This is a genomic window from Microbacterium aurantiacum (assembly GCF_021654035.1).
Classification (GTDB): Bacteria; Actinomycetota; Actinomycetes; order Actinomycetales; family Microbacteriaceae; genus Microbacterium; species Microbacterium aurantiacum.
The window spans coordinates 83,407-106,195 of sequence record NZ_JAJPDW010000002.1; the positions used below are offsets into that span (position 1 = coordinate 83,407).

Annotated in this window: 20 protein-coding genes; 9 read left to right on the forward strand and 11 right to left on the reverse strand. The window is 70.8% G+C overall.

Features of this window, described 5'->3' with window-relative positions:
* Positions 1 to 2 precede the first annotated feature (2 nt).
* The 3 genes from LTL01_RS05870 to LTL01_RS05880 form a co-directional block, all read right to left on the reverse strand.
* Positions 3 to 611 carry a helix-turn-helix transcriptional regulator gene (locus LTL01_RS05870; RefSeq protein WP_053546578.1) on the reverse strand — a complete coding sequence of 203 codons (609 nt, stop codon included), beginning with the start codon at positions 609 to 611 and terminating at the stop codon, positions 3 to 5.
* Positions 608 to 1,498 (reverse strand): DUF4097 family beta strand repeat-containing protein, encoded by an 891-nt coding sequence (locus LTL01_RS05875; protein ID WP_053546818.1) that lies wholly within the window; start codon positions 1,496 to 1,498, stop codon positions 608 to 610. The genes LTL01_RS05870 and LTL01_RS05875 overlap by 4 nt, the downstream gene beginning before the upstream one ends.
* A 164-nt stretch (positions 1,499 to 1,662) precedes the next feature.
* Positions 1,663 to 1,827, reverse strand: coding sequence for a hypothetical protein (locus LTL01_RS05880; protein ID WP_236967792.1), 165 nt, complete (start codon positions 1,825 to 1,827; stop codon positions 1,663 to 1,665).
* A 253-nt stretch (positions 1,828 to 2,080) separates the two neighbouring features.
* Between LTL01_RS05880 and LTL01_RS05885 the strand changes: the two genes are divergently transcribed.
* From LTL01_RS05885 to LTL01_RS05905, 5 genes are all read left to right on the forward strand, one after another.
* Positions 2,081 to 2,350, forward strand: a complete 270-nt coding sequence (locus LTL01_RS05885) for a DUF7218 family protein (RefSeq protein WP_236967793.1) — start codon at positions 2,081 to 2,083, stop codon at positions 2,348 to 2,350.
* An 11-nt stretch (positions 2,351 to 2,361) separates the two neighbouring features.
* A complete protein-coding gene (locus tag LTL01_RS05890) occupies positions 2,362 to 3,330 on the forward strand; it encodes a DNA topoisomerase IB (protein WP_236967794.1) in 969 nt (322 codons plus the stop codon).
* 23 nt (positions 3,331 to 3,353) lie between these two features.
* Positions 3,354 to 3,776: a fluoride efflux transporter FluC gene (locus LTL01_RS05895; protein WP_231717884.1), complete on the forward strand. Its 423-nt coding sequence runs from the start codon at positions 3,354 to 3,356 to the stop codon at positions 3,774 to 3,776.
* On the forward strand, positions 3,773 to 4,159 hold the full coding sequence (locus LTL01_RS05900; protein ID WP_236967796.1) for a fluoride efflux transporter FluC: 387 nt from the start codon (positions 3,773 to 3,775) through the stop codon (positions 4,157 to 4,159). The genes LTL01_RS05895 and LTL01_RS05900 overlap by 4 nt, the downstream gene beginning before the upstream one ends.
* Before the next feature lie 64 nt (positions 4,160 to 4,223).
* Positions 4,224 to 7,841 carry an efflux RND transporter permease subunit gene (locus LTL01_RS05905; RefSeq protein ID WP_236967797.1) on the forward strand — a complete coding sequence of 1,206 codons (3,618 nt, stop codon included), beginning with the start codon at positions 4,224 to 4,226 and terminating at the stop codon, positions 7,839 to 7,841.
* A gap of 33 nt (positions 7,842 to 7,874) precedes the next feature.
* On the opposite strand, the gene LTL01_RS05910 is transcribed toward LTL01_RS05905, so the two are convergent.
* On the reverse strand, positions 7,875 to 8,846 hold the full coding sequence (locus tag LTL01_RS05910; protein ID WP_236967798.1) for a DUF998 domain-containing protein: 972 nt from the start codon (positions 8,844 to 8,846) through the stop codon (positions 7,875 to 7,877).
* 532 nt (positions 8,847 to 9,378) lie between these two features.
* On the opposite strand from LTL01_RS05910, the gene LTL01_RS05915 reads away from it, so the two are divergent.
* A complete protein-coding gene (locus tag LTL01_RS05915; RefSeq protein ID WP_236967799.1) occupies positions 9,379 to 11,340 on the forward strand; it encodes a DEAD/DEAH box helicase in 1,962 nt (653 codons plus the stop codon).
* A 1-nt stretch (position 11,341) separates the two neighbouring features.
* Here LTL01_RS05915 and LTL01_RS05920 read toward each other — a convergent pair whose 3' ends face one another.
* Positions 11,342 to 12,421: an Rv2578c family radical SAM protein gene (locus LTL01_RS05920; RefSeq protein ID WP_053546570.1), complete on the reverse strand. Its 1,080-nt coding sequence runs from the start codon at positions 12,419 to 12,421 to the stop codon at positions 11,342 to 11,344.
* Between the two features lie 111 nt (positions 12,422 to 12,532).
* On the opposite strand from LTL01_RS05920, the gene LTL01_RS05925 reads away from it, so the two are divergent.
* Both LTL01_RS05925 and LTL01_RS05930 read left to right on the forward strand, forming a co-directional pair.
* On the forward strand, positions 12,533 to 13,549 hold the full coding sequence (locus LTL01_RS05925; RefSeq protein WP_236967800.1) for a M15 family metallopeptidase: 1,017 nt from the start codon (positions 12,533 to 12,535) through the stop codon (positions 13,547 to 13,549).
* 93 nt (positions 13,550 to 13,642) lie between these two features.
* The gene (locus LTL01_RS05930; protein WP_053546568.1) at positions 13,643 to 14,806 is read left to right on the forward strand and encodes an acyl-CoA dehydrogenase family protein; all 1,164 of its coding nucleotides are present in this window, start codon (positions 13,643 to 13,645) and stop codon (positions 14,804 to 14,806) included.
* A 24-nt stretch (positions 14,807 to 14,830) separates the two neighbouring features.
* Here LTL01_RS05930 and LTL01_RS05935 read toward each other — a convergent pair whose 3' ends face one another.
* The 5 genes from LTL01_RS05935 to LTL01_RS05955 all read right to left on the reverse strand — a co-directional run bounded on the left by LTL01_RS05935 (position 14,831) and on the right by LTL01_RS05955 (position 19,594).
* A complete protein-coding gene (locus tag LTL01_RS05935; protein ID WP_372461302.1) occupies positions 14,831 to 15,667 on the reverse strand; it encodes an energy-coupling factor transporter transmembrane component T in 837 nt (278 codons plus the stop codon).
* Positions 15,664 to 17,475 (reverse strand): ABC transporter ATP-binding protein, encoded by a 1,812-nt coding sequence (locus tag LTL01_RS05940; protein ID WP_236967801.1) that lies wholly within the window; start codon positions 17,473 to 17,475, stop codon positions 15,664 to 15,666. The genes LTL01_RS05935 and LTL01_RS05940 overlap by 4 nt, the downstream gene beginning before the upstream one ends.
* 60 nt (positions 17,476 to 17,535) lie before the next feature.
* Positions 17,536 to 18,078 carry an ECF transporter S component gene (locus LTL01_RS05945; RefSeq protein WP_236967802.1) on the reverse strand — a complete coding sequence of 181 codons (543 nt, stop codon included), beginning with the start codon at positions 18,076 to 18,078 and terminating at the stop codon, positions 17,536 to 17,538.
* 185 nt (positions 18,079 to 18,263) lie between these two features.
* Positions 18,264 to 19,259 (reverse strand): pirin family protein, encoded by a 996-nt coding sequence (locus LTL01_RS05950; RefSeq protein WP_236967803.1) that lies wholly within the window; start codon positions 19,257 to 19,259, stop codon positions 18,264 to 18,266.
* Positions 19,260 to 19,267: 8 nt separating this feature from the next.
* Positions 19,268 to 19,594 (reverse strand): GNAT family N-acetyltransferase, encoded by a 327-nt coding sequence (locus LTL01_RS05955; RefSeq protein ID WP_236967804.1) that lies wholly within the window; start codon positions 19,592 to 19,594, stop codon positions 19,268 to 19,270.
* 74 nt (positions 19,595 to 19,668) lie between these two features.
* Between LTL01_RS05955 and LTL01_RS05960 the strand changes: the two genes are divergently transcribed.
* Positions 19,669 to 22,200, forward strand: a complete 2,532-nt coding sequence (locus LTL01_RS05960; RefSeq protein WP_236967805.1) for a DEAD/DEAH box helicase — start codon at positions 19,669 to 19,671, stop codon at positions 22,198 to 22,200.
* Positions 22,201 to 22,230: 30 nt separating this feature from the next.
* On the opposite strand, the gene LTL01_RS05965 is transcribed toward LTL01_RS05960, so the two are convergent.
* Positions 22,231 to 22,746: a DUF4262 domain-containing protein gene (locus LTL01_RS05965; protein WP_236967806.1), complete on the reverse strand. Its 516-nt coding sequence runs from the start codon at positions 22,744 to 22,746 to the stop codon at positions 22,231 to 22,233.
* Positions 22,747 to 22,789 lie beyond the last annotated feature (43 nt).

Sequence of the window (22,789 nt, forward strand, 5' to 3'; positions counted from 1 at the left end):
GCTCAGCCCCGCAGCGTCCGCGAGATGTCGCGTGCGATGCGGTCGAGCTGAGCCGCCAGGTCGTCGACGACGTCGGCGGCGAGGTCTCCGCCGCGCGCGACGTGCGCCCGGAGGTCGCTGCGCACCCGTGCCCGGAACTCGTTCACCGCGGCATCCGCCCGGCTCACCTGTTCCCGGCTGCGGGAGCGCGGATCGTCGTCACGGGCGCTCGGCGTCTCCTGCGTCTGCTGGTCGCGACCGGCGGCGGCGAGGTCGGCGCGGAGGCTCCGCATCGCCTCGCGGACGCTTCCGCGCACCTCGTCGGCGATCAGCCGGACCGAGTCGGCGAGGCCCGCCTCGATGCCCTCGAGCTCGTGGGCGCGGGAGGCGACCTCGGCGCGACCGGCATCCGTGATCGCATAGACGGTCTTGCGGCCGTCGACGCTCTTCGTCACGAGCCCCTCCTCCTCGAGCTTCGCCAGCCGCGGATAGATCGTCCCCGCGCTCGGGGTGTACGTGCCGCCGGTGCGATCGGCGAGGGCCTGCATGATGTCGTAGCCGTGCCGAGGACCCTCGTCGAGGAGGTTCAGCAGGTAGAGCCGTAGGTCGCCGTGCGAGAACACGGGGCTCACGGCTGACCTCCGTCGTCGGCTCCGCCGTCGGCGACGTCGTGCGGCATGTCCGGCGCGACCGGATCCGTCACGGGCGGACGCCGCAGGACCGTGATGGCCCCCGCGACGGAGTTCGCCCGCACGTCGGCGAACGAGCCGCTGAGCTCGCCCACCGATCCGGCGTAGCTGGTGGTCGGAAGCGAGCCCTGACCGGAGTGGACGATGCCGTCGATCTGCACGCGTCCGCTGACGCTGCGCACCACGTAGTTGGCGGGGTACCCCTCGTCCATGCGGACGGTCGACTCGCCGCCGACGGTGTTGAGGCTGATGCGCTGGACGGGGCCGCTCGTGTCGACGAGCATCGCGCCCGACACGGTGTCGATCGTGGCGGAGCGCAGGATCCCAGTGGCCGCGACGTCGCCCGACACGCTGTTGGCGGTGAGGGCGCCGACGAGCTCCCGCACCTGCACGTCGCCGGAGACGGCGTTGACGGAGAGGTCGCCGTCGAGGCCGTCGACGATGATGTCGCCGGACACGGTGTTCAGGCGCGCGTCCTCGCGGAGGCCGGCGACGAGGGCACTGGCCGAGACGACGCCGAGGGTGAGGGCGATCGAGCGGGGGACGGCGACGCTGATCTCGGCTTTCGGGCCGCCGGCGCCGAAGTTGCGGAACACCTCGAGGAAGTTGTCCCACCGCAGCTGCGGGTGGTCGATCTCGACGGCGTCGCCGGTGGCCTCGATGCGCAGATCCTTCACCGTGACGTTGTGCACCTCGATGCGCATCCCGGGCTCGTCGTGGCCGATGACATCGATCTGCCCGCCGACGAGGCCGACTTTCAGCGTGCGCACGTCGTCGATGTCGATCACGCGCGTCTCGCCCGGGTGGATGAGCCACTTCTCCAGGGTCATGTTCTCTCCCATGTGTCGCGCCGCGGTCCGATCGGAGCGGCATCCATCGCGATATATCGCGTGTGAGAAGTAAAACACGATATATCGCGTTGGTCAAGGGGCTCCGCGCAAACGACGGATGCCGCCCCCCGAAGGGGACGGCATCCGTCGTCTCGAGACCGAGGTCAGGTGCGGGCGCCGCCGCGGATGACTCGGAACAGGAAGACGATCAGCGCGATGACGCCCACGATGAGGGCGACCCACAGCAGCCACTGGAGGGCGCTGTTCAGCCCGCCGACAATGGCAAGGACGATCGCGACCACGATGATGATGATGAGTGCGAGGTTCATGGAAGTTCTCCTTCTCCGGCGGAGGCACGCGGGTTGCGTACCGGCGTGCCTCGTGGGCACTGAGAAGACTCTGGCATCGCCGTGAGTGCGCCGGGAGGGGCTTGACGACGGATCCATGCCGGTGATATCACGCGATAATGCCGGTCCAGGAGTGAGGGCCGAGCGCTTGTCAAGGCCCTCCCCGCTCGCGTCGACGGATCTACCGTGTGGATCATCGGGACGCCGTGGGTGCGTCCCGGGAAGGAGCGGAATCGTGCCCGACGATCGCGGATCGAACAGTCTGAAGGATCCGGAGCTCTACGAAGAGCTCCGTAAGGACGGAGCCTCGAAAGAGAAGGCCGCGCGCATCTCGAACGCCGCCGCACGCGACGGACGCGGCGCCGTCGGCGAACGCGGCGGCGCCGCCGGCTCGTACGAGGACTGGACGGTGTCGGACCTCCGCGCCCGCGCGAAGGAACTCGATCTCACCGGCTACTCGGGCAAGAAGAAGGCGGAGCTGATCGACATGCTCCGCGATCACTGAGCGGGATCCGGATGCCGAAGCTCGTCCGGGTGCGTCCGTTCGACGATCCCGGATACCGCCGCATGAAGGCCGGCGAAGGATTTCGGTTCGTCGACGCCTCGGGGAAAGCCGTCCCGGAGCGGGACCGCGCCCGTCTGCAGACCCTCGTGATCCCGCCGGCCTGGCAGGAAGTGTGGATCTGCTGCGAGGCTCGGGGCCACATCCAGGTGGTCGGCACCGACGATGCCGGGCGGCGCCAATACATCTACCACCCGGACTGGACCGCCGGCCGTGACAAGGGCAAGTTCACGCGTGCCCTCGCGCTCGCCGAGACGCTTCCCCGCGCGCGGGCGCGGGTCACCGCGTCGCTCCGCCGGGACGCGCTGGACCGGGAACGCGTGCTCGCGGCATCCTTCCGCCTCCTCGATCAGGGGGCGCTGCGCATCGGATCCACGCGGTACTTCACCAAGCACGGCAGTCGCGGCCTCACCACCCTGCAGCGTCGGGACGCCGCGGTCGAGGCGACGCTCGTCGCGCTGCGCTTTCCGGGGAAGAGCGGCCAGCGCCAGAACATCGAGATCGACGACGCTGACCTCGCGCTCGCCGTGGCGCTGATGGCGGCGGGTCGCCCGTCGTCCCCACTGCTCGCATGGGAGCGCGGGCGGCGGCGGGTGCCGGTGACGCCGACCGAGGTGAACGCCTACGTCCGGACCCTCACCGGCGGACCGTTCACGGCGAAGGACTTCCGGACTCTCCGCGGCACGATCCTCGCGGCCGACGCGCTCGCGCGCATCGGCGAGGTCTCCACCGCCCGCGAGCGCAAGCGTGCCGAAGTGCTCGCGGTGAAGGCGACCGCGACCGCCCTCGGGAACACGCCCGCGGTCGCGCGGAGTTCCTACATCGACCCGCGGGTGTGGTCGCGGTACAAGGACGGGCACCTGCTGGACACATCCGTCTCGCCGGAGTCCGCGATCCGGGCGTTGCTGCGTCCGGGGCGGTGACGGGGCGGGGCTAACGTGGGCGCGTGAGCTCCGTCGTCAGCGTGCGCACCCTCGGTCTCGTGATCGCGGGCGGCGCGGTCGGCGTGCTGGCACGCGAGATGCTCCTCGTTCCGGTCGACGCCCGATCCCTGCCGTGGGCGACGCTTGCGGTCAACATCGCCGGGTCCCTCCTCCTCGGCGTCGTCGTGGGCTGGCTCGATGACCGGCATCCGCAGGCCCGCGCGTTCCTCGGCACCGGCGTGATGGGCGGGTTCACGACCTACAGCGCGTTCGCGGTGGCCTCCGCCGCCTTCATCGGCGCGGATCCCGGAGCGCTCGGTCCCGCGGCGCTGCTGATCGCGGCATCCGTCCTCGGGGGAATCCTCGCCGCGTTCGTCGGCCTCGTCATCGGGCGTCGCATCGCCGACGTGCCGGGCGAGCTCGAGGATCCGGAGGATGCGCGGTGAACCTCGGGCTCATCCTCCTCGCCGCCCTCGCCGGAGGACTCGGCGCGGGCGCACGCTACGTCCTCGACCGGCTGATCACGACGCGCACGCGCACGGAGTTCCCTGTCGGCATCCTCGTCGTCAATGCGACGGGATCGTTCCTCCTGGGTCTCCTCACGGGCCTCGGCGCCGCGATCGTGCCCCCCGATCTTCTCCTCGTGCTCGGCGTGGGCCTCCTCGGCGGGTACACGACCTTCAGCACGGTGGCGGTCGAGTCGGTGCTCGCCGCCGAACGTCGGGAGTTCGTCGTCACCGCCGGGAACCTGCTCGGGACGCTCGTCCTCTCCGTCGCGCTCGCCCTGGGCGGAATCGCCCTCGGTGCCGGAATCGCCGTGGGATACTGAACCCTCGATACATCCGCGTATCGAAACGCCCCCGCACCACCCGCACACGTACCCGAAGGCTCCCGTGTCGAACCTCGCCGTCCTCAGCCTCAAGAACCGGGCGCTCATCGCCCTGGTCACGATCGTCGTCGCCATCTTCGGTGGCATCGCGCTGAACTCCCTGAAGCAGGAGCTCATCCCCTCGATCGAGTTCCCCGCCCTCATCGTCGTCTCGACCTACCCGGGCGCTTCGCCCGAGGTCGTGAGCAACGACGTCTCGTCGCCGATCGAATCGGCGATCCAGGCGGTCCCGGGCCTGGAGTCGACGACGGCGACGAGCACGACCAACGCCTCGATCGTCCAGGCCTCGTTCACCTACGGCACCGATCTCGGCACGGCCGAGCAGAAGATCACCCAGGCGATCAACCGCATCCCGGGCGGGCTGCCGGACGGCGTCGAACCGAACGTCATCTCCGCGAGCATCGACGACTTCCCCGTCATCCAGCTCGCCGTCACCGGCTACGACGACGAGGAGACCATCCAGTCCACCCTCGATTCGACGGTCATCCCCGAGCTCGAGGACATCGACGGCGTCAACGCCGCGCAGGTCGTCGGTGGCGTGGGGCAGCGGATCACCATCACCCCGGATGCCGAAGCCCTCGCCGCGGCCGGCTTCAGCCAGCAGGCCATCACCGACGCGCTGGAGCAGAACGGCGTGCTGTTCCCCGGCGGCGAGATCACCGAGGATTCCCAGACCCTCACCGTGCAGACGGGATCGAAGATCACGTCCCTCGAGGAGGTCGCGAACCTTCCCCTGGTCCCGAGCGACGAGGCGCAGTTCCAGGCGGGGCCGCAGACGATCGGCGACGTCGCGGATGTCGTGCAGGAGCGGGACCCGGTCACCACGGTCTCGCGGGTGAACGGCGACCCGGCCCTGACCATCGCCATCACCAAGCTCCCCGCCGCGAACACCGTCGAGGTGTCGCAGGCGGTGGTCGCCGCACTCCCCGGGCTCGAGGATCAGCTGTCGGGCGTGGAGCTCTCCGTCATCTTCGACCAGGCCCCGTATATCGAGAAGTCGATCGAGACCCTCGCGGTCGAGGGAGGATTCGGTCTGCTCTTCGCGGTCCTGGTGATCCTCGTCTTCCTCCTGTCGGTGCGTGCGACGCTCGTGACGGCGATCTCGATCCCCACGAGCCTCCTGGTCACCTTCATCGGCCTGCAGGCGTTCGGATACTCCCTGAACATCCTGACCCTCGGCGCGATCACGATCTCGATCGGCCGGGTTGTGGACGACTCGATCGTCGTCATCGAGAACATCCGCCGCCACTACGTCGGAAACGCCCCCAAGCTCCCGAGCATCGTCCGCGCCGTCCGCGAAGTCGCCTCGGCGATCACGTCGTCGACCATCACCACCGTCGCCGTCTTCCTGCCGATCGCCTTCGTCGGCGACGTCACGGGCGAACTCTTCCGTCCGTTCGCGCTGACGGCGAGCCTCGCGCTGCTGGCCTCCCTCGTCGTGGCGCTCACCATCGTGCCGGTGCTGGCGTACTGGTTCCTGAAGCCGGGGAAGCCGCTGCTCGACGCGCAGGGTCGCGAGATCGACCCCGAGAACCCCACGGCACCGATGGATCGTCTGCAGAAGGGCTACGCCCCGGTCCTGCGCTGGACGCTCCGGCACTCGTTCGCCACGCTCGGCATCGCGATCCTGGTCCTGGCCGGCACGGTCGCCCTCGCGCCGCTGATGAAGACCAACTTCCTCGGAGACTCGGGGCAGAACACGTTCACCATGACCCAGTCCATCGGCGAGGCCCCGAGCCTCGAGGCCGAGGCGGCGGCCGCCGAGCCCGTCGAGGCCGCGATCCTCGACATCGAGGGCATCGAGACCGTCCAGGTGTCGATCGGGTCGAGCGGCAACGCGCTGCGTGACGCCTTCGCCGGCGGGGGCAGCGGCGTCACCTACTCGATCACCACCGAGACGGGCGTCGACCAGGTCGCGCTCCGTGAAGAGGTCCAGCGTGCGATCGACGGGCTCGACGACGTCGGCGACGTGACGATCGCGGGCGGCAACGGCGGGTTCGGATCGACCGACATCGAGATCGACGTCACCGCTCCCGACGCGACCACCCTGCAGGAGGCGACCGACGCGGTCGTCGCGAGCCTGGACGGGCTCGACGACGTCAGCCAGGTCACGAGCAACCTCTCGGCATCCCTTCCGTTCATCTCGGTCGTCGTCGATCGGGAGCGCGCCGCCGAGCTCGGACTCTCCGAGGTGGCCGTCGGCGCTCTGGTCTCCAACACGATGCAGCCGCAGCGCATCGGCAGCGTCGAGATCGACGATGCGGGACTGACCGTCTACCTCGCGGTCGTCGACCCGCCGACGACGATCGACGAGCTCCGCGACCTCGAGGTCTTCACCGCGCAGGGACCGCTGCCGCTGTCCGACGTCGCGACGGTGGAGGAGAGCCAGGGGCCGACCTCGATCACCACCGAGCGCGGCGTCCGCACCTCGACCGTGACGGTGACCCCGGCGACCGACAACCTCGCTCAGGCGACGCAGTCGGTGACCGAGGCCCTGGAGGGCGCCGACCTGCCGTCGGCGGCCGACGCGACCCTCGGGGGCGTGGTGTCCGACCAGAACGAGGCGTTCACTCAGCTCGGCCTCGCGCTGCTCGCGGCGATCCTCATCGTCTACGTCGTCATGGTCGCGACGTTCAAGTCGCTCCGCCAGCCGCTGCTGCTGCTGATCTCGGTGCCGTTCGCGGCGACCGGAGCGATCATCCTGCAGGTCATCACCGGCATCCCGCTCGGCGTCGCGTCGCTCATCGGCGTCCTGATGCTGATCGGCATCGTGGTGACGAACGCGATCGTCCTCATCGACCTCGTCAACCAGTACCGGGAGAAGGGGCTGTCGGCGTACGAGGCGACGGTCGCCGGTGCGGTGCGTCGACTCCGCCCGATCCTCATGACCGCGCTCGCGACGATCCTCGCCCTGACCCCGCTCGGTCTCGGAATCACCGGCAGTGGTGGGTTCATCTCGCAGCCGCTCGCGATCGTCGTGATCGGTGGTCTCATCTCCTCCACGCTGCTGACGCTGCTCGTACTGCCGGCCCTCTACAACCTCGTCGAGGGAGCCAAGGAGCGTCGTCTCGCGCGACGCGCGGCCGGTGCGGACTCCTCCACGGATGCCGAGGGTGACGCTGCGGATGCGAGCGAGGCGCCGGTCGCTCCGATGAGCCGCCGCGAGTTGCGCGCGCGCGAGCGCGGGGTCGCCGACACGGCGGGTGTCCCGGTGGTGGCGGGTACCGCGACCGCGCTGGCCACCGTCGCCGTTCCGGTCATCGAGGAGGCGCCGGACGTCGAGGTGCCGTCCACGGATGCCGAGCCCCCGGCGGGAGCCGCCGAGGCCGCCGCCGAGGATGCCGAAAGCGGTGGAGCGCTCGAGTCCCCGGTCGACGAGGGCCCCGGCTCGCTGTCCGCGCTCGCGGCGGTCGATCCGGTGATCGAGGAGTCGCCGGACGTCGAGGTGCCGTCCACGGATGCCGAGCCCCCGGCGGGAGCCGCCGAGGCCGCTGCCGAGGATGCCCTCACGGGAGGCGTCCACGCCCCGGAGGTCGAGGACGACCACGACCACCAGGACGACCGGGGCGACCAGAACGACCAGGACGACCAGGACGACCGGAATGGGCAGCGGCAGGACTGACCTACCGGGGGACCGGGCCGGGTCGGCGTCGCGTCAGGGTCGGCGCGACGCCGAGGGTCTGTGGCTGCGGTCGCGACCGGCGGTCGTCATCCCCGTCGCGCGAGCGCGGGTGCGGCGAGGCGCTCCGCTCATCGTTGCGCGGGCCGGGGCCGTCGGGCGGGTAGAGCCCCGGGGCGACCGGGCGGCGCTGATGGTGCGCGGCGTGTTCGGCATGGAGGCGCGGTTCCGCGGGCGGCGCACACGGCAGCGGGTGGGTCGGTGGGGTGCCCGACGCGACGGCTCGGCGCCCGGGACGACACGCGACGTGCGCCGGCCGGGCGTGCTGTGGTTCGCGTGCGGCATCCATCCGCGCACGACACGGTTCAACGCCGGAAGCCAGGCACCGACGATGCCGAAGGCCATGGCCTCGTACGCGGCGAGGGTGATGACCTGAAGGATCAGCAGGACCATTCCCGAAGCGATGATCAGCACGCCGACCGCGGTGCCGAGCCGGAAGCGGAGGCTCACCTTCCGAAGACCGAGCGCGAACGCGAACATCGCGAGGAACGACAGGGCGAGACCCGCCGCCGCGCGGTCGTGCATGTCCATGCTGACGGGGATCGGGATGAGACCGACGACCGTCAGGTGCAGGCCCGCCGACGCGATGGCCCAGCGGAGACCCCGTGACGAGCGGACGGTCATGACGTGGGAGAGGTCGGCGGCGAGGAAGACCGCGTAGAGCACGAGGAGGGCTCCGGCGATGATGACCGCCCCGTTGAAGGAGGAGCTGGAGAAGTCGCCGAAGGTGCCGAGCTGCGAGAAGTGCAGCTGCCACCACAGGTGGTCGCGGGTGGTCAGGATCGCCAGTGCGACACCGGCCACGAGGACGGCGATGGCGAGGGTGGAGATGCGCTGCGAGAGGTTGATCGGTGCGCCGGCGACGACGGATCGACGCGGCATCCGTCCGGGCGCACCCACAGGGGGGAGCGTCTCGAGCGGAGCATCGGATTGGGTCGTCGTGTGCACTTCGCTCACCGTGAGTCAGCGGCCAGGGGGATCGAGGAGCGCCGCGTCCCCCTATCGGCACGTCCGCGAAGCGCGTCTCCGGCGGCTGTTCCGCTCGCCTCCGTCATCCGGCACTCTTCAAGTGGTATAGAGTACCGCGCTGCTGTCGCATTCTCCCAAATGGTGCCCCGCCGCCTTGACGGCGCACCGCAGTGAGCGCCAAGAGTGCGTGCGTCCGCGGGCATGGGTTCATTCTGGCGCGCGTATGTGTCATCGATGTTGCGAGCTGCGAGAATCTTCGCCTCCGTTGACGGTTCCGATCCGTGGATGGGCCTCTCAGGCGCGTGGACTAGGCTCGTGCGGTCGGCTCTGGACAAGCGCGTACTGCGCTCCGAGTTCTGTGAGTCCCTGGGGCCGATGGTGAGCGTCGATCGGCGCGCATGAACCATCACATGAATGGCCCCCGGCCCACGAGCGCCCGGGTTTGACCGCGATCCGGCTGAGATGTCGTCGGGCGCGGCGCTGTTCTCGTGCGAGAACCGAAGGAACAACCATGCCCAAGAACAAGAAGCCCGCCGGCGGCCGCCCCGCCAAGAACTTCGAGCCCCGCTACGGCGAGCGTTCGCAGGGGTCCTACCAGGATCGCAAGCGCCGCACCGAGTCGTCCGCTCCCGGCCGCTCCGGCGCTCCCGCCGGCAGCCGCAGCCCCGGACACCGCGGATACCGCCCCGAGACCGAGGACGCCGCCCCCAAGCGTCGGTGGAGCGCGCAGGAGAAGGTCGGCCGCGACGAAGCGCGCGGCATCCGTACGCAGGGGAGCGCGGATCGTGCCGGACGCCGTCCGGCCGACGCCCGCCCCGAGCGCGGCCGCACGGACCGGATGGACCGGGTGCCGCGCGACGACCGCCGCACGTTCGGCGACGCGCGCCCGTCGACGCGCGATGACCGTCCGCGTCGCTCGTTCGATGACGACCGTCCGCGCAAGTCGTTCGATAACGACCGTCCGCGCCGTTCGTTCGACGAGGACCGTCCGCGCCGTTCCTTCGAGGGCGACCGTCCCCGGAAGTCTTTCGACAGCGATCGTCCTCGGAAGTCGTTCGACAACGATCGTCCGCGTCGTTCGTTCGACAGCGACCGTCCCCGTCGTTCGTTCGACAGCGACCGTCCCCGTCGCTCCTTCGATAATGACCGTCCGCGGAAGTCGTTCGACAACGAGCGTCCCCGTCGCGACCAGTCGACCCGCCCGGTGCGCACGCGCGCTCAGGATGACCGCGTCGACGTCGTCCACGATCGCCTCCAGGCGCAGGCCGTCCAGGCCACCATCGTCGAGGGGGCGACCTTCTCCGATCTCGGTCTCGGCGACAACATCGTGCGGGTTCTCGCGGACCTCGGCGCGGCGTCGCCCTTCCCGATCCAGGCCGCCACGATCGGTCCGATCCTCGCCGGCACCGATGTGCTCGCCCGCGGCCGCACCGGCTCCGGAAAGACCATCGCGTTCGGGGCGCCGCTCGTCGAGAGCATCCTCCGCTCGCAGGCCGGCAAGCGCCGGGCTTTCGGCCGCAACCCGCGCGCCCTGATCCTCGCGCCGACCCGTGAGCTGGCGCTGCAGATCGATCGCACCATCCAGCCCATCGCGCGCAGTGTCGGCCTCTTCACCACGCAGATCTACGGCGGTGTGCCCCAGGGGCGCCAGGTCGGTGCGCTGAAGAAGGGCGTCGACATCATCATCGGCACCCCCGGCCGCATCGAGGACCTCGTCGAGCAGGGCAAGCTCGACCTGTCCGACATCGAGATCGCGGTCCTCGATGAGGCCGACCACATGTGCGAACTCGGGTTCCTCGAGCCGGTGCAGCGGATCCTCCGCCACACCGCGGACGGATCCCAGAAGCTCCTCTTCTCCGCAACGCTCGACCGCGAGGTCGCCGCGCTCGTGGACGAGTTCCTCGTCGAGCCGGCCGTCTACGAGGTCGCCGGTGAGGACCAGGACTCCGGCACGATCGACCACCGCGTCCTGGTGATCGATCACCGCGACAAGGCCGACATCCTCGCGTCCTTGGTCGAGCGGGAAGGCAAGACATTGGTCTTCGCCCGCACGCGCGCCTACGCCGAGACGCTCGCCGAGCAATTCGACGATGCCGGGATCCGCGCCCTCGCGCTGCACGGCGATCTCAACCAGGCCAAGCGCACCCGCAACCTCGAGCGCCTCACGTCCGGTCGCGTCCAGGTGCTCGTCGCGACGGATGTCGCCGCCCGCGGCATCCACGTCGACGACATCGACCTCGTGGTGCAGGCCGATGCGCCCGACGAGTACAAGACCTACCTCCACCGCTCGGGTCGCACCGGACGTGCTGGTCGCGCCGGTACGGTCGTGACGCTGATCACCCGTCAGCGCCGCCGCCGCATGAGCGAACTCCTGGACCGCGCCGAGATCGACGCGCCCTTCGAGGACGCGCGGCCCGGCGACGATCTGCTGGAGGAGCTCTCGGGCCGTCAGGCATCGAACGTCGACGCCTGAGTCAGAAGAGCATGGCCGGGGCGGATGCCGCGGCGCGGCCCCGCGCGGTGGTGACCACCGTCGCGGCGGTCGAGCGCCGCTGCGCGAGCCCCGGCATCCTTTCGCCGCGAGGGCTGTCGTCCTCCGCCTGTCCGCCGAGGCCATGTCGGCGTAAGAGCGGTCGGACCCGTTTGGCGAGCCAGGTGCGGTACGCCTTCGACGCGTACGCCGCCGCGCCCGGGTAGAGGCCGCGGTACGACGACACCAGTTCCGGATGCTCGCGCTCGAGCCATCGCAGGAACCACTCCTTCGCGCCCGGACGAAGGTGCAAGGCGCCGAAGACCACCCGTGTGGCGCCGGCGTCGGCGATGCGGCGGAGCGCGTCGTCGAGCGCCGGGATCGAGTCGGTCAGGTGCGGCAGGATCGGCATCAGGAAGACCGTCACCCGGAAGCCTGTCTCGGCGGCAGCGCGCACGGTGTCGAGCCGCGCCGCGGTGGACGGCGTCCCGGGCTCGATCGCCCGTTGCAGAACGTCGTCGAAGACGGCGATCGACAGGGCGATCGTCACGGGAACCTCGCGTGCGGCATCGACGAGGAGCGGAAGATCGCGGCGGAGCAGCGTCCCTTTCGTCAGGATCGAGAAGGGCGTGCCCGCGTCGGTCAGGGCGGAGACGATCCCCGGCATCAGGCGGTACCGTCCCTCTGCCCGCTGGTAGGGATCCGTGTTCGTCCCGAGCATCACCGGGTCGTGCAGCCACGTCGGGCGCGCGAGCTCGCGCCGCAGCACCTCGGCGACGTTGACCTTCACGACGATCTGACTGTCGAAGTCGTGGCCGGCGTCGAGCTCGAGATACTCGTGCGTTCCCCGGGCGAAGCAGTAGGTGCAGGCATGGCTGCACCCGCGGTACGGGTTGACGGTCCAATCGAACGGGACCCCGGATGCCGTCGGCACGTGGTTCAAGGCGCTCTTGGCGAGCACCTCGTGGAAGACCACGCCGGCGAACTCGGGTGTCGTGACGGATTGCACGAACCCGCCCAGATGCTCCATGCCGGGGAGGGCCCCGGCATCCGTCTCGCCCAATCGCTGTCCCTGCCATCGCATAGTCTCAGGGGAACAAAAATTCGACGTTAAGTCAAGGGGGTGCGATTCGAATTAGAACAGTCGCGATGAGATCGGGTCCCGGGTCGTGCGAGACCCCGTGGGCAGGGCACAATGGCCGACGTGCTCCAGGCCGGATCCCCCGAACCCGCCGCCCGCCACGCCGGTGCGCCGCGTGGCGCGCGGATCGGTGTGGGCGCGGCCGTGCTGGCCGTCGCGGCCCTCCTCGTGGGGGCGTCGGCGACGCTGACCAGCCTCACGGCTCCGGCTCCGGCTCCGGCGACGACGGAAGGCTCGACCGCCGAGGTCGTGGAGTTCGCGGCGCTCTCGGTGGCGGAGGTGCCCGCGTTCGCCGGGCCGATCGCGGCCCTTCCGGTCCCCGAACAGACGGCGCTCGCCGCGGCGGTCGACCCGTGCGCGCTGCCCGAGGTCGTCGCTGCGCTGGGCGCCGGAGACGACGAGGCGGTCATCGCGGGCTTCGGTGGCGCCGAGCCGTTCCGGGTCGCGGTGACGGAGGACCGGGCGCCGTGCGTGAGCCTCGACGACCCGGCGCGCACCTGGATGGTCGTGAACAAGGTCCGCCCCTACGCGCCGATGTCGTTCCGGCCGACGGCCCTCGCGCTGCCCGACGGGGTGCGTTCGCTCAGCGGTGGTGCGCTGCACGAGAAGTCCGCGACGGCGCTGGCGACCATGGCCGCCGACGCCCGCGACGCCGGGGTGGGCGAGATCGCCCTCGCCAGCGGCTTCCGCTCGTACGAGACGCAGACGGACACCTACCGCAGCCACGTCGCCGGCCGCGGGGTCGAGGGCGCCGACCTGGTGAGCGCCCGCCCGGGGTTCAGCGAGCATCAATCGGGGTTCGCCGCCGATGTCGTCGCGTGCGACGGCGGATGCGGCACGCTCGACGACCTCGCGGCGACGCCGCAGGGGCGATGGGTGCACGGCAACGCCTGGCGCTACGGCTGGGTCGTCCGGTACGGCGAAGGCATGACGGACGTGACGGGCTACGTTCCGGAGGCGTGGCATCTGCGCTACATCGGGCCCGCGCTCGCCCAGGAGTATCACGACGGCGGGTGGGAATCGCTCGAGGAGTTCTTCGGCCTTCAGCCCGCTCCGGACTACATCGGCTGATTCGCAGTCACGGATGTCGGTGGAACTGAGTACCCTGGCATCCGGGATGCGATTTCACGGCATCCGTTTGCTCGAGGACGAGAGGACCACGCCATGGAGCGCGACATCTACGACGAGGATCACGAGGCGTTCCGCGACGTCGTGAAGGAGTTCGTCAAGCGGTACGTCACGCTCGCCGACATCGCCCGGTGGGATGCCGACGGCGAGGTCGATCGCGACACGATGCGCGCGGCGGGCGAGTCCGGTCTCATCGGGCTCTCTGTCCCCGAGGAGTTCGGCGGCGCGGGCATGCTGCAGGACTACCGCTTCCGCGCGGTCGTGAACGAGGAGATCATCGCGGCGGGTGCGGGGAGCCTCGCGGGGGCCTTCGGGATCCAGGACGACCTCGCCGTCCCCTACCTCGTGCACATGGGCACCGACGAGCAGAAGCAGACCTGGCTTCCGCGCATGGCGACGGGCGAGGTCATCGGCGCGCTCGCGATGACCGAGCCGGGCGCCGGGAGCGACCTGCGCGGCATCAAGACGACCGCGAAGAAGGTCGACGGCGGCTACATCGTCAACGGCGCGAAGACCTTCATCTCCTCGGGCGCCACCGCCGACATCGTCGTCACGTTCGTCAAGACCGGCGAGGGCGACCGCCCCGACGCGTTCAGCCTCCTCATCATCGAAACGGCGTCGGAGGGCTTCGACCACGGCAAGAAGCTCCACAAGATGGGCTTCCAGGGGCACGACACCGCGGAGCTCAGCTTCAGCGACGTCTTCGTTCCCGACGCGAACCTCATCGGCGGGCGCGAGGGTCAGGGGTTCGTGCAGCTCATGATGAACCTGCCGCTGGAGCGTCTCTCGATCGGCGTCGCCGCCGCGGCCGCCGCGCAGGCGGGGCTCGACTGGACCCTCACGTACACGAAGGAGCGCGAGGCGTTCGGTCAGCGCATCATCGACTTCCAGAACTCCCGCTTCGCCCTGGCCGACATCGCCACCACCGTAGACGCCCTGTGGGCGTACCTCGACCGCGCGCTCCTGGCGTACCGCGACGGCAAGCTGTCGGCCGAAGAGGCGGCGAAGGTCAAGTTCTGGGCGACCGAGCGCGAGTGGGACGTGCTCGACGCGTGCGTCCAGCTCCACGGCGGCTACGGCTACATCATGGAGTACCCGATCGCGCGCGCCTTCCTCGACGCCCGCGTCCACCGCATCTACGGGGGCACGAACGAGATCATGCGCGAGATCGTCGGGCGACAGCTCGCCGGCAAGCGCTGAGAGGTCCGTTCTCAGGGCTCCGGGTCAGGCGGATGCCCACGGGAAGGTCGTGGTGAACACCGCGGCGGATGCCGCCCAGAAGAGGATCGCGAAGACGACATCGCGCGCGCGGAACGGCACCAGGTGTCGTTCCGTGCGGCCCGCATAGGCGCCGAAGGCGCGGGCATCCATCGCCAGCGCGACGCGCTCGGCGTGCCGGATTGCACCGGCGAGGAGCGGGACGACGTAGCTCGTCCAGCGTCGGACGGCGGCGATCGGTCCGCGCCCGCGGTTCGCGCCGCGGACCCGGTGGGCTTGGCGGATGACCTCGAGCTCGTGCCCGAAGCGCGGGACGAACCGGAACGCGGCCAACGCCGTGTACCCGATCCGATACGGAACCCGCAGCTGCTGGATGCTCGCCCGCACGAGATCCGGCCCGGTCGTCGACAGGCCCGGGATGAGCGAGAGGGCCAGGATCGCCGCCAGTCTCAGCCCCGTCGCGAAGCCGATCTCCAGCGCTCCCGCGTAGAGGGTCCACGCCCCGATCTGCAGGACCGGCGCGGTGTCATCGACCAGCGCGGCATCCGTCCACAGCGAGAGCCCCAGGCCGATCGCCAGTGCCACCGCGGGGACGGCGAGCCCGAGGATCAGCGCGAGCCGCACCGACATCCGGACCCCCACAAGGAGGACGAGGTATCCGAGGGCGAGGAAGACGAGAGGCGTCCGCAGGTCGCGGACGAACACCAGCAGGACGATCGCGGGAAGGACCGCGGCGACCTTCGCGAGCGGGTTCAGCCGGTACAGGAACCGCCAGGGCGCGGCATCCGTGATCTCGCGGTACGGATCGACGACCGCAGTGGGGGCGGTGGCGGGGAAGCTCACGACGGAATCCCGTCCGTGCGGGATCGGACACCGGCACGGGCGCCGACCGGGGTCCCGGGGAGGTCGGAGACACGGGTCGCCTCCGCGAGGTGCGGATGCCTCGCCACCCCGTGCAGTGCGCGCGCGAGTGGCGGCATGCGCAGTCCCGCCCGGCCGATGAGACCGGGGTCGGCGAACACCTCCGCCGTCGGGGCGTCCGCGAGGATCCGGCCGTCCGCCATGACCACGACGCGCTCGGCATGGTCGGCGACGAGCTGCATGTCGTGGGTGACGACGATGATGGTCGTGCCGTCGTCGTGGAGGTCGCGGAGGAGAGACAGGAGCTCCTCGGCGCGCGCCCGGTCCTGACCGAAGGTCGGCTCATCCAGCGCCAGGACGCCGGCGCCCGCGACCAGCGCGGTGCCGACGGACAGGCGTCGCTTCTGCCCGCCGGAGAGCAGGAATGGATGGACGTGCGCGCGTTCGGCGAGGCCGAAGCGCTCAAGAAGCGCCGTCGCGCGTTCCCGCACCTCCTCCTCCGAGGCGGCGGTGCGGCGCAGACCGTGCGCGATCTCTTCGAAGACGGATGCGGTGATGAACTGGTGCTCGGGATTCTGGAAGACGAAGCCGACACGTTCGGCGCGCGTGCGCTCGTCGAGCCGGGCGATGTCGTGGCCGCCCACGCGCACGGTCCCCTTCGGTGACGGGAGGACTCCGGCCATCGCCTGGACCAGCGTGGTCTTGCCCGCTCCGTTGGCGCCGACGACGGCGACGAACGAGCCGCGGGGGATGTCGACGGTCACGTCGTGGAGGACCGGCGTCTTCCCCCGTCGGAGGGTCAGATCGCGCACCTCGATCGCCGCGCCGGCGGTCTCGGGTGAGAGGCCGGGGGTCGAGGAATCGGCGCCGAGGGCTGACCCGGCATCCGGCGCCGGCTGCGCCTCGAGGGCCGCCCGGAGCTCATCCGGTGTGAGCGGGAGGGGGTCGAACGCGTAGCCCGCCCCCCGCAGCCGCAGCGCGGCGAGCGTGGAGGTCGGGAGCCAGACGCCCAGCGTGGCCAGTCGCCCGGCATCGCCGCGGAGGACCGCGTCGGTCGGTCCGTCGACGAGCACGACGCCGTCGGCCCCGAGCACCACGACGCGGGTGACGAGGGCGACCGCGGCGTCGAGGTTGTGCTCGATGAGCACGATCGCCCGTTCGGGATCGCCCGCGACCTCGGCCAGCGCCTCGTAGACCTCGTCGATGCCGCGCGGGTCGAGGTTCGCCGTCGGCTCGTCGAGCACCATCAGGCGCGACCCCATGGCGAGGGCGCACGCGATGGCGAGACGCTGGCGCCCGCCGCCGGACAGGCGGTCGGGGTTCTCGGAGCGCCGCTCCCAGAGGCCGACGCGTCGCAGGGACGCCTCGGCGCGGGCGAGGACGTCGCCGACCGGTAGGCGCAGGTTCTCCGGCCCGAACGCGACCTCGTCGAGGAGCGTGCCCGTCACCAGCTGCGCGTCGGGATCCTGGAACACCATCCCGACGTGACGGGAGAGGCGCGCCACGGAGCTGGCGGCGGTGTCGAGGCCGGCGATGACGACGGATCCGTCGAGGGTCGCCGGAACGGCGTGCGGGATGAGGCCGTTGAAGGCGAGCGCGAGGGTGGACTTCCCCGACCCGCTGGGCCCGAGGACGAGCACCACCTCGCCGGGCGCGACGTCGAACGAGACCCGGGCCGGTGTCGCGGCATCCTCGCCCTCGTGGGTGATCGCGACGTCACGCAGGCGCGCAAGCGGACCGGGCCCGGAAGGTGAGCCGGAACCGGGCGCGGGAAGCGGGTGTGCAGTCACGGCGGGCCTCGGTAGGTGAGTCTCACCTAACCTATCGCGGCGGGCCCGTGTTGCTCCGGGTCAGCGACGGGCGACGCCGGCGCGGCGGAGGGCGACGCCGATGCCGAGCCCGAGGGCCGTCCAGGCGACGGGGCCGAGCAGCGAGACGACGAGGTAGATCACCTGTGCCCAGGTCGGGAGCGACGCGAGGTCGGCGGCGAAGGCGACGACGACGGCGACCAGGATGCCGATGACGATCGCCGAGATGAAGAACCGCCACGCATCCCACACCCGGTAGCGGGTGAGGGCGGCGACGAGCTCCTGGATCCCCCCGAACAGCAGCGCGGTGCCGATGAAGCGCAGCGCCCACTGCGGCGCCATCGCGCTGGCGACGAGCGCGGCGAAGACGTGGGAGAGGAGCGCCACCCACGGGAGTCGGATGACCTCCTGCGCGATGATGCCCGGCAGCACGTGGGAGCCGAGCACGATGCCGTACAGGATCGGCACGGCCAGGAGCACCACCGGGGTCACCCATCCGGCGATGCCGCCGAGGAGACCTGTCGCCACGCCGATCGCGGCGCTCGTGAGCAGCACGCGCGTGGAGAGGACGGAGGTTGGGGCCACGTCCCTCAGCGTATCGCCGGTGGACGGGGGCGCGGATCGCGGGCGGCCGGGAGAAACCGGACGGGAGCTGTCCGCGTCGAAAACGCGTGATCGGCCGGGGGTGCTGCGGCGCGTCGAGGCGATCGGTGTCGGGATGTCCCGCGTTTTCGACCGCGGCGGGCGAAGAGCGCCGCACTGGGCCCGGGTCAGACGCGGCGCTTGCGGCGCGTGAGACGGACGGCCGGCATGGGCGGGGCGGGGATGCGCTCGTCGCCGTGGTCGACGACCGCGCCGAACCGATCGGCACCGGCCTCCCACGCCTCGCGCGCTTCGACGATCTCGTCGTGGCTGCGGCCGACGAAGTTCCACCACATGACGATGTCGTCCTCGAACGGCTCACCGCCGAGGAGGAACACCCGGGCCCCATCGGTGCTCTCGATCTCGATGTGATCGCGGGTGAGCCCGAGGTACAGCAGATGCTCGTCGTCCAGGTCGACCGGGTCGTCGGCGCCGTCGACGCGCGTCGCGACCCGCAGGTCCCCCTCGACCCCCATCAGCGCGTGCTCCCACGCGGGATCGAGGGGGATGCGGACACGGGATGCGGGCGGCATGACGATCTCTGCGCCGACGATCGGGGTGTAGGTCGTGGCGGGGGAGGAGACGCCGCCGAGGGTGCCGAGGACCACGGTTGCCGCACCCGGCTCGCCCGCTGTCGCCTCCAATGTCAGCGAGGGGAGGTCGCTGTGCTGCTCGAACGCGGGTCCGCCGTGACGGCGCGACTCCGGGAGCGCGACCCACAGCTGCAGGGCGTCCAGCGGCGTGGCCTCCTCGCCGAGGGAGTACTCCGAGTGCGCGATGCCGGCGCCGCTCGTCATGAGGTTGAGCGCCCCGCGTCGCACGATCACGTCGCTGCCCACCGAGTCGCGATGACGGACGTCGCCGACGAACGGCCACGTCACCGTCTGCAGCCCGATGTGCGGGTGCGGTTCGACGCGCATCCGCGTGACCTGCGGCCCGAACCGGTCGAGGAAGCACCACGCCCCGACGAGCGGCAGGTCGCGCTGCGGCAACGCGCGGCGGACCGACATCGCCCGCACGCCGCCGAGCGGCACCTCGCGGGCTTCGAGCAGCAGGGCGCGGGGGCCGTCGCACTCGGAGGCGGTCTCCGTGGCGACGGCGTCGTCGGTGTCGAGTCGGGTCATCTCGGACCTCAGCCTTCGGAGGCCTCGGGTCGCGGCGTCGGCCAGTCCACCGTCAGCCCTTCGACGTCGTTCTCGCTCAGGTATTTGGCCACGAACGGGCAGTAGGGCCGGACCGTCTCGCCGCTGCGGGCGACGTCGGCCATGGCCCCGGCGACGAGGGTGCCGCCGAGTCCCTGCCCGCGGAAGGCGGGATCGGTCTGGGTGTGGGTGAACCGGAGGCGGCCCTGCGGGTCGGTGCTGAACTCGCTGAAGCCGGCGAGCTCGCCGTCGACGTGGATCTCGTAGCGCCCGGCCTCGTCGTTGCGGGTGACGGTCGTGTGGTCGTTATCGGTCACGGTGGTCCTCTCGTCGTGGTCCTCAACGTAGGCGGGCGGCATCCGATTCCGCCAGCGACTGGCAGAGTGGGGGAATGCCCGCGACCCTGACCGAGACCCTCGCGTCGGCCGCCGGCGATCCGGATGCCGTGTACGACGTCTTCGTCGAATGGGCCACCGACCGGGGTTTCACCCTCTATCCGGCCCAGGACGAGGCCGTCATCGAGCTGGTCTCGGGCGCGCACGTGATCCTCTCCACCCCGACCGGCACCGGCAAGTCGCTCGTCGCCGTCGCGGCGCACGCCGCCTCGCTCGCCCGAGGCGGCCGCACGTACTACACGGCGCCGATCAAGGCCCTGGTGAGCGAGAAGTTCTTCGCGCTCGTGGAGATCTTCGGCGCCGACAAGGTCGGCATGGTCACGGGGGATTCCTCCGTGAACCCCGATGCGGCGATCGTCTGCTGCACGGCCGAGATCCTCGCGAACCTCGCCCTCCGACAGGGGACGGATGCCGCGATCGACCAGGTCGTCATGGACGAGTTCCACTACTACGGCGACCCCGAGCGCGGGTGGGCGTGGCAGGTGCCGCTGCTGACCCTCACCGGCACGCAGTTCCTCCTGATGTCGGCGACGCTCGGCGACGTCACCGCCATCGCGGACGATCTGCGGGAGCGCACCGGACGCCCGGTCGCGGAGGTCACCGGCGTCGAGCGCCCGGTGCCGCTGCACCACGACTACGAGCGGATGCCGGTCCACGAGGTCGTCCAGCGGCTCATGGATCAGGGCGAGACGCCGGTGTACATCGTCCACTTCTCCCAGGCGCAGGCGGTCGAGCGCGCGCAGGCCCTGTCGTCGGCGAAGGTCGCCACGCGCGAGCAGCGTGACGCCATCGCGGAGGCGATCGGCGGATTCCGCTTCACCACCGCCTTCGGCAAGACCCTGTCGCGCCTCGTCCGCGCGGGGATCGGCATCCACCACGCGGGCATGCTGCCGCGGTACCGACGCCTCGTCGAGACGCTCGCGCAGCGCGGACTCCTGCGGGTCATCTGCGGCACCGACACCCTCGGGGTGGGGATCAACGTCCCCATCCGCACGGTCGTGATCACCGCGCTGTCGAAGTACGACGGAACGCGGATGCGGCAGCTGTCGGCGCGCGAGTTCCATCAGGTCGCCGGCCGTGCGGGCCGCGCCGGCTACGACCCTTACGGCAACGTCATCGTGATGGCGCCGGAGTGGGAGATCGAGAACGAGGCCGCGCTCCGGAAGGCCGGCGACGACGCCGCGAAACGGAAGAAGATCGTCCGGAAGAAGGCGCCGACGGGCGTCGTGAACTGGGGGCTCGGATCGTTCGAGCGCCTGGTCGCGGCCACGCCCGAGCCGCTGACGCCGCACATGCAGATGACCGCCGCGATGCTCATCAACGTCATCGGTCGCGGCGGGGACGTCTTCGGCAATGTCCGCGCACTCGTGTTCGACAACCACGAACCCCTCGCCGGCCGCTACGAGCTCGCCCGACGGGCGCTGGCGATCTTCCGGACGCTCCGAGCGGCCGGCATCGTCGAGGTCGACCGCTCGGGCGCGGAACCCGTGGTGCGCCTCACCGTCGACCTCCAGCCCAACTTCGCGCTCAACCAGCCGCTGTCGCCGTTCGCGCTCGCCGCGATCGACCTCCTCGATCGCGACAGCGGAGCACCGCAGGAGGACGGTACGGGCTCAGGCCACTACGCCCTCGACGTCGTCAGTGTCATCGAGGCGACGCTCGACGACCCGCGGGCGATCCTGTCGCAGCAAGAGTACCGCGCGCGTGGGGAAGCGGTCGCGGCGATGAAGCGCGACGGCATCGAGTACGACGAGCGCATGGCGCTCCTCGAGGAGGTCACCTACCCGAAGCCGCTCGCCGACCTGCTCGCGCAGTCGTTCGAGGTCTTCGCGTCGAGCCAGCCGTGGGTCCGCGACTTCGAGCTGTCGCCCAAGTCTGTGGTGCGCGACATGTTCGAGCGGGCGATGTCGTTCGGAGAGTTCGTCGCCTTCTACCAACTCGGTCGCAGCGAAGGTCTGGTCCTGCGGTACCTGTCGGACGCCTATCGCGCGATCCGACAGACGGTCCCCGCCGAGGCCCGCACCGACGACCTCATGGACGTCATCGAGTGGCTCGGAGAGCTCGTCCGTCAGGTCGACTCGAGCCTCGTCGACGAGTGGGAGTCGCTGACCCACCCGACCGCCGAGGGGGATGACGCGCCCGTCGTTCCGCCCGCACCCCCGTCGGTGCTCACCAACCGCCGTGCGTTCACGGTCCTCGTCCGCAACGAGCTGTTCCGCCGTGTGCAGCTGGCGGCGCTGCAGGACGACGACGCGCTGGTCGCGCTCGACCCCGACGTCGACTGGCCCGCCGCCCTCGACGCCTACTTCGACGAGCACGAAGAGATCCTCACCGGCGGCCCCGCGCGTTCGCCGTCGCTCGTGCGCATCGACGAGACGGATGCCGCCGCCGGCCGGTGGGTCGTCGAGCAGACCCTCGACGACCCTGCGGGGGATCACGACTGGCGCATCCGCGGCGAGGTGGACCTCGCGGCATCCGTCGAGGAGGGCACCGCCGTGCTCCGCGTGAACGAGGTCGTCCGCCTCTGACCGTTGATCCGCGCGCGGATCCAGCCGTCGTCAGGCGCGCCACTGCCCCGGGAGCGGTTGCGTGTCGGGCGTGAGGGCGTACCCGTCGTCCCAGGGGAACCGGCCCTCCTCGTCGGCGTAGACGAGCTGCAGCAGCGGCACGGAGGCGTGATCCGGACGGTGGTAGCGCCGGTTGGCGGTGAACGCGATCTCGGCGGGGTTGGGGACACGCTGCACCGAGATCCGTCTGGGCATCGACGCCGCATCCAACGTCATCCCCGGCAGGAGGTGCGCGCCGTCGAGCACCGCCGCCGCCACGTCGTTGAGCACCTGTCCGGCCGTGTTCATGGACACCCCGGTGATCGCGAGCTCGGGGTGTCCGATGCCGAACAGGCCGGCGGTGTATCCGAACGCGGGGCTCTCGCCGGCCTCGGCGCACGCGCACCCCGGCATGGAGCACGCCCCTCCCACGTAGGTGATGTACACGCCGTGCCGCCGGATCATCTCGGCGACGTGCGCGTCCTCCTGGTCGAGCCAGGCGAGTTCTGCGTCGGTGATGTCGAACATCGGTCTTCCTTTCGTCACGCGCCCTGTGTCGCGATGTTCGAAG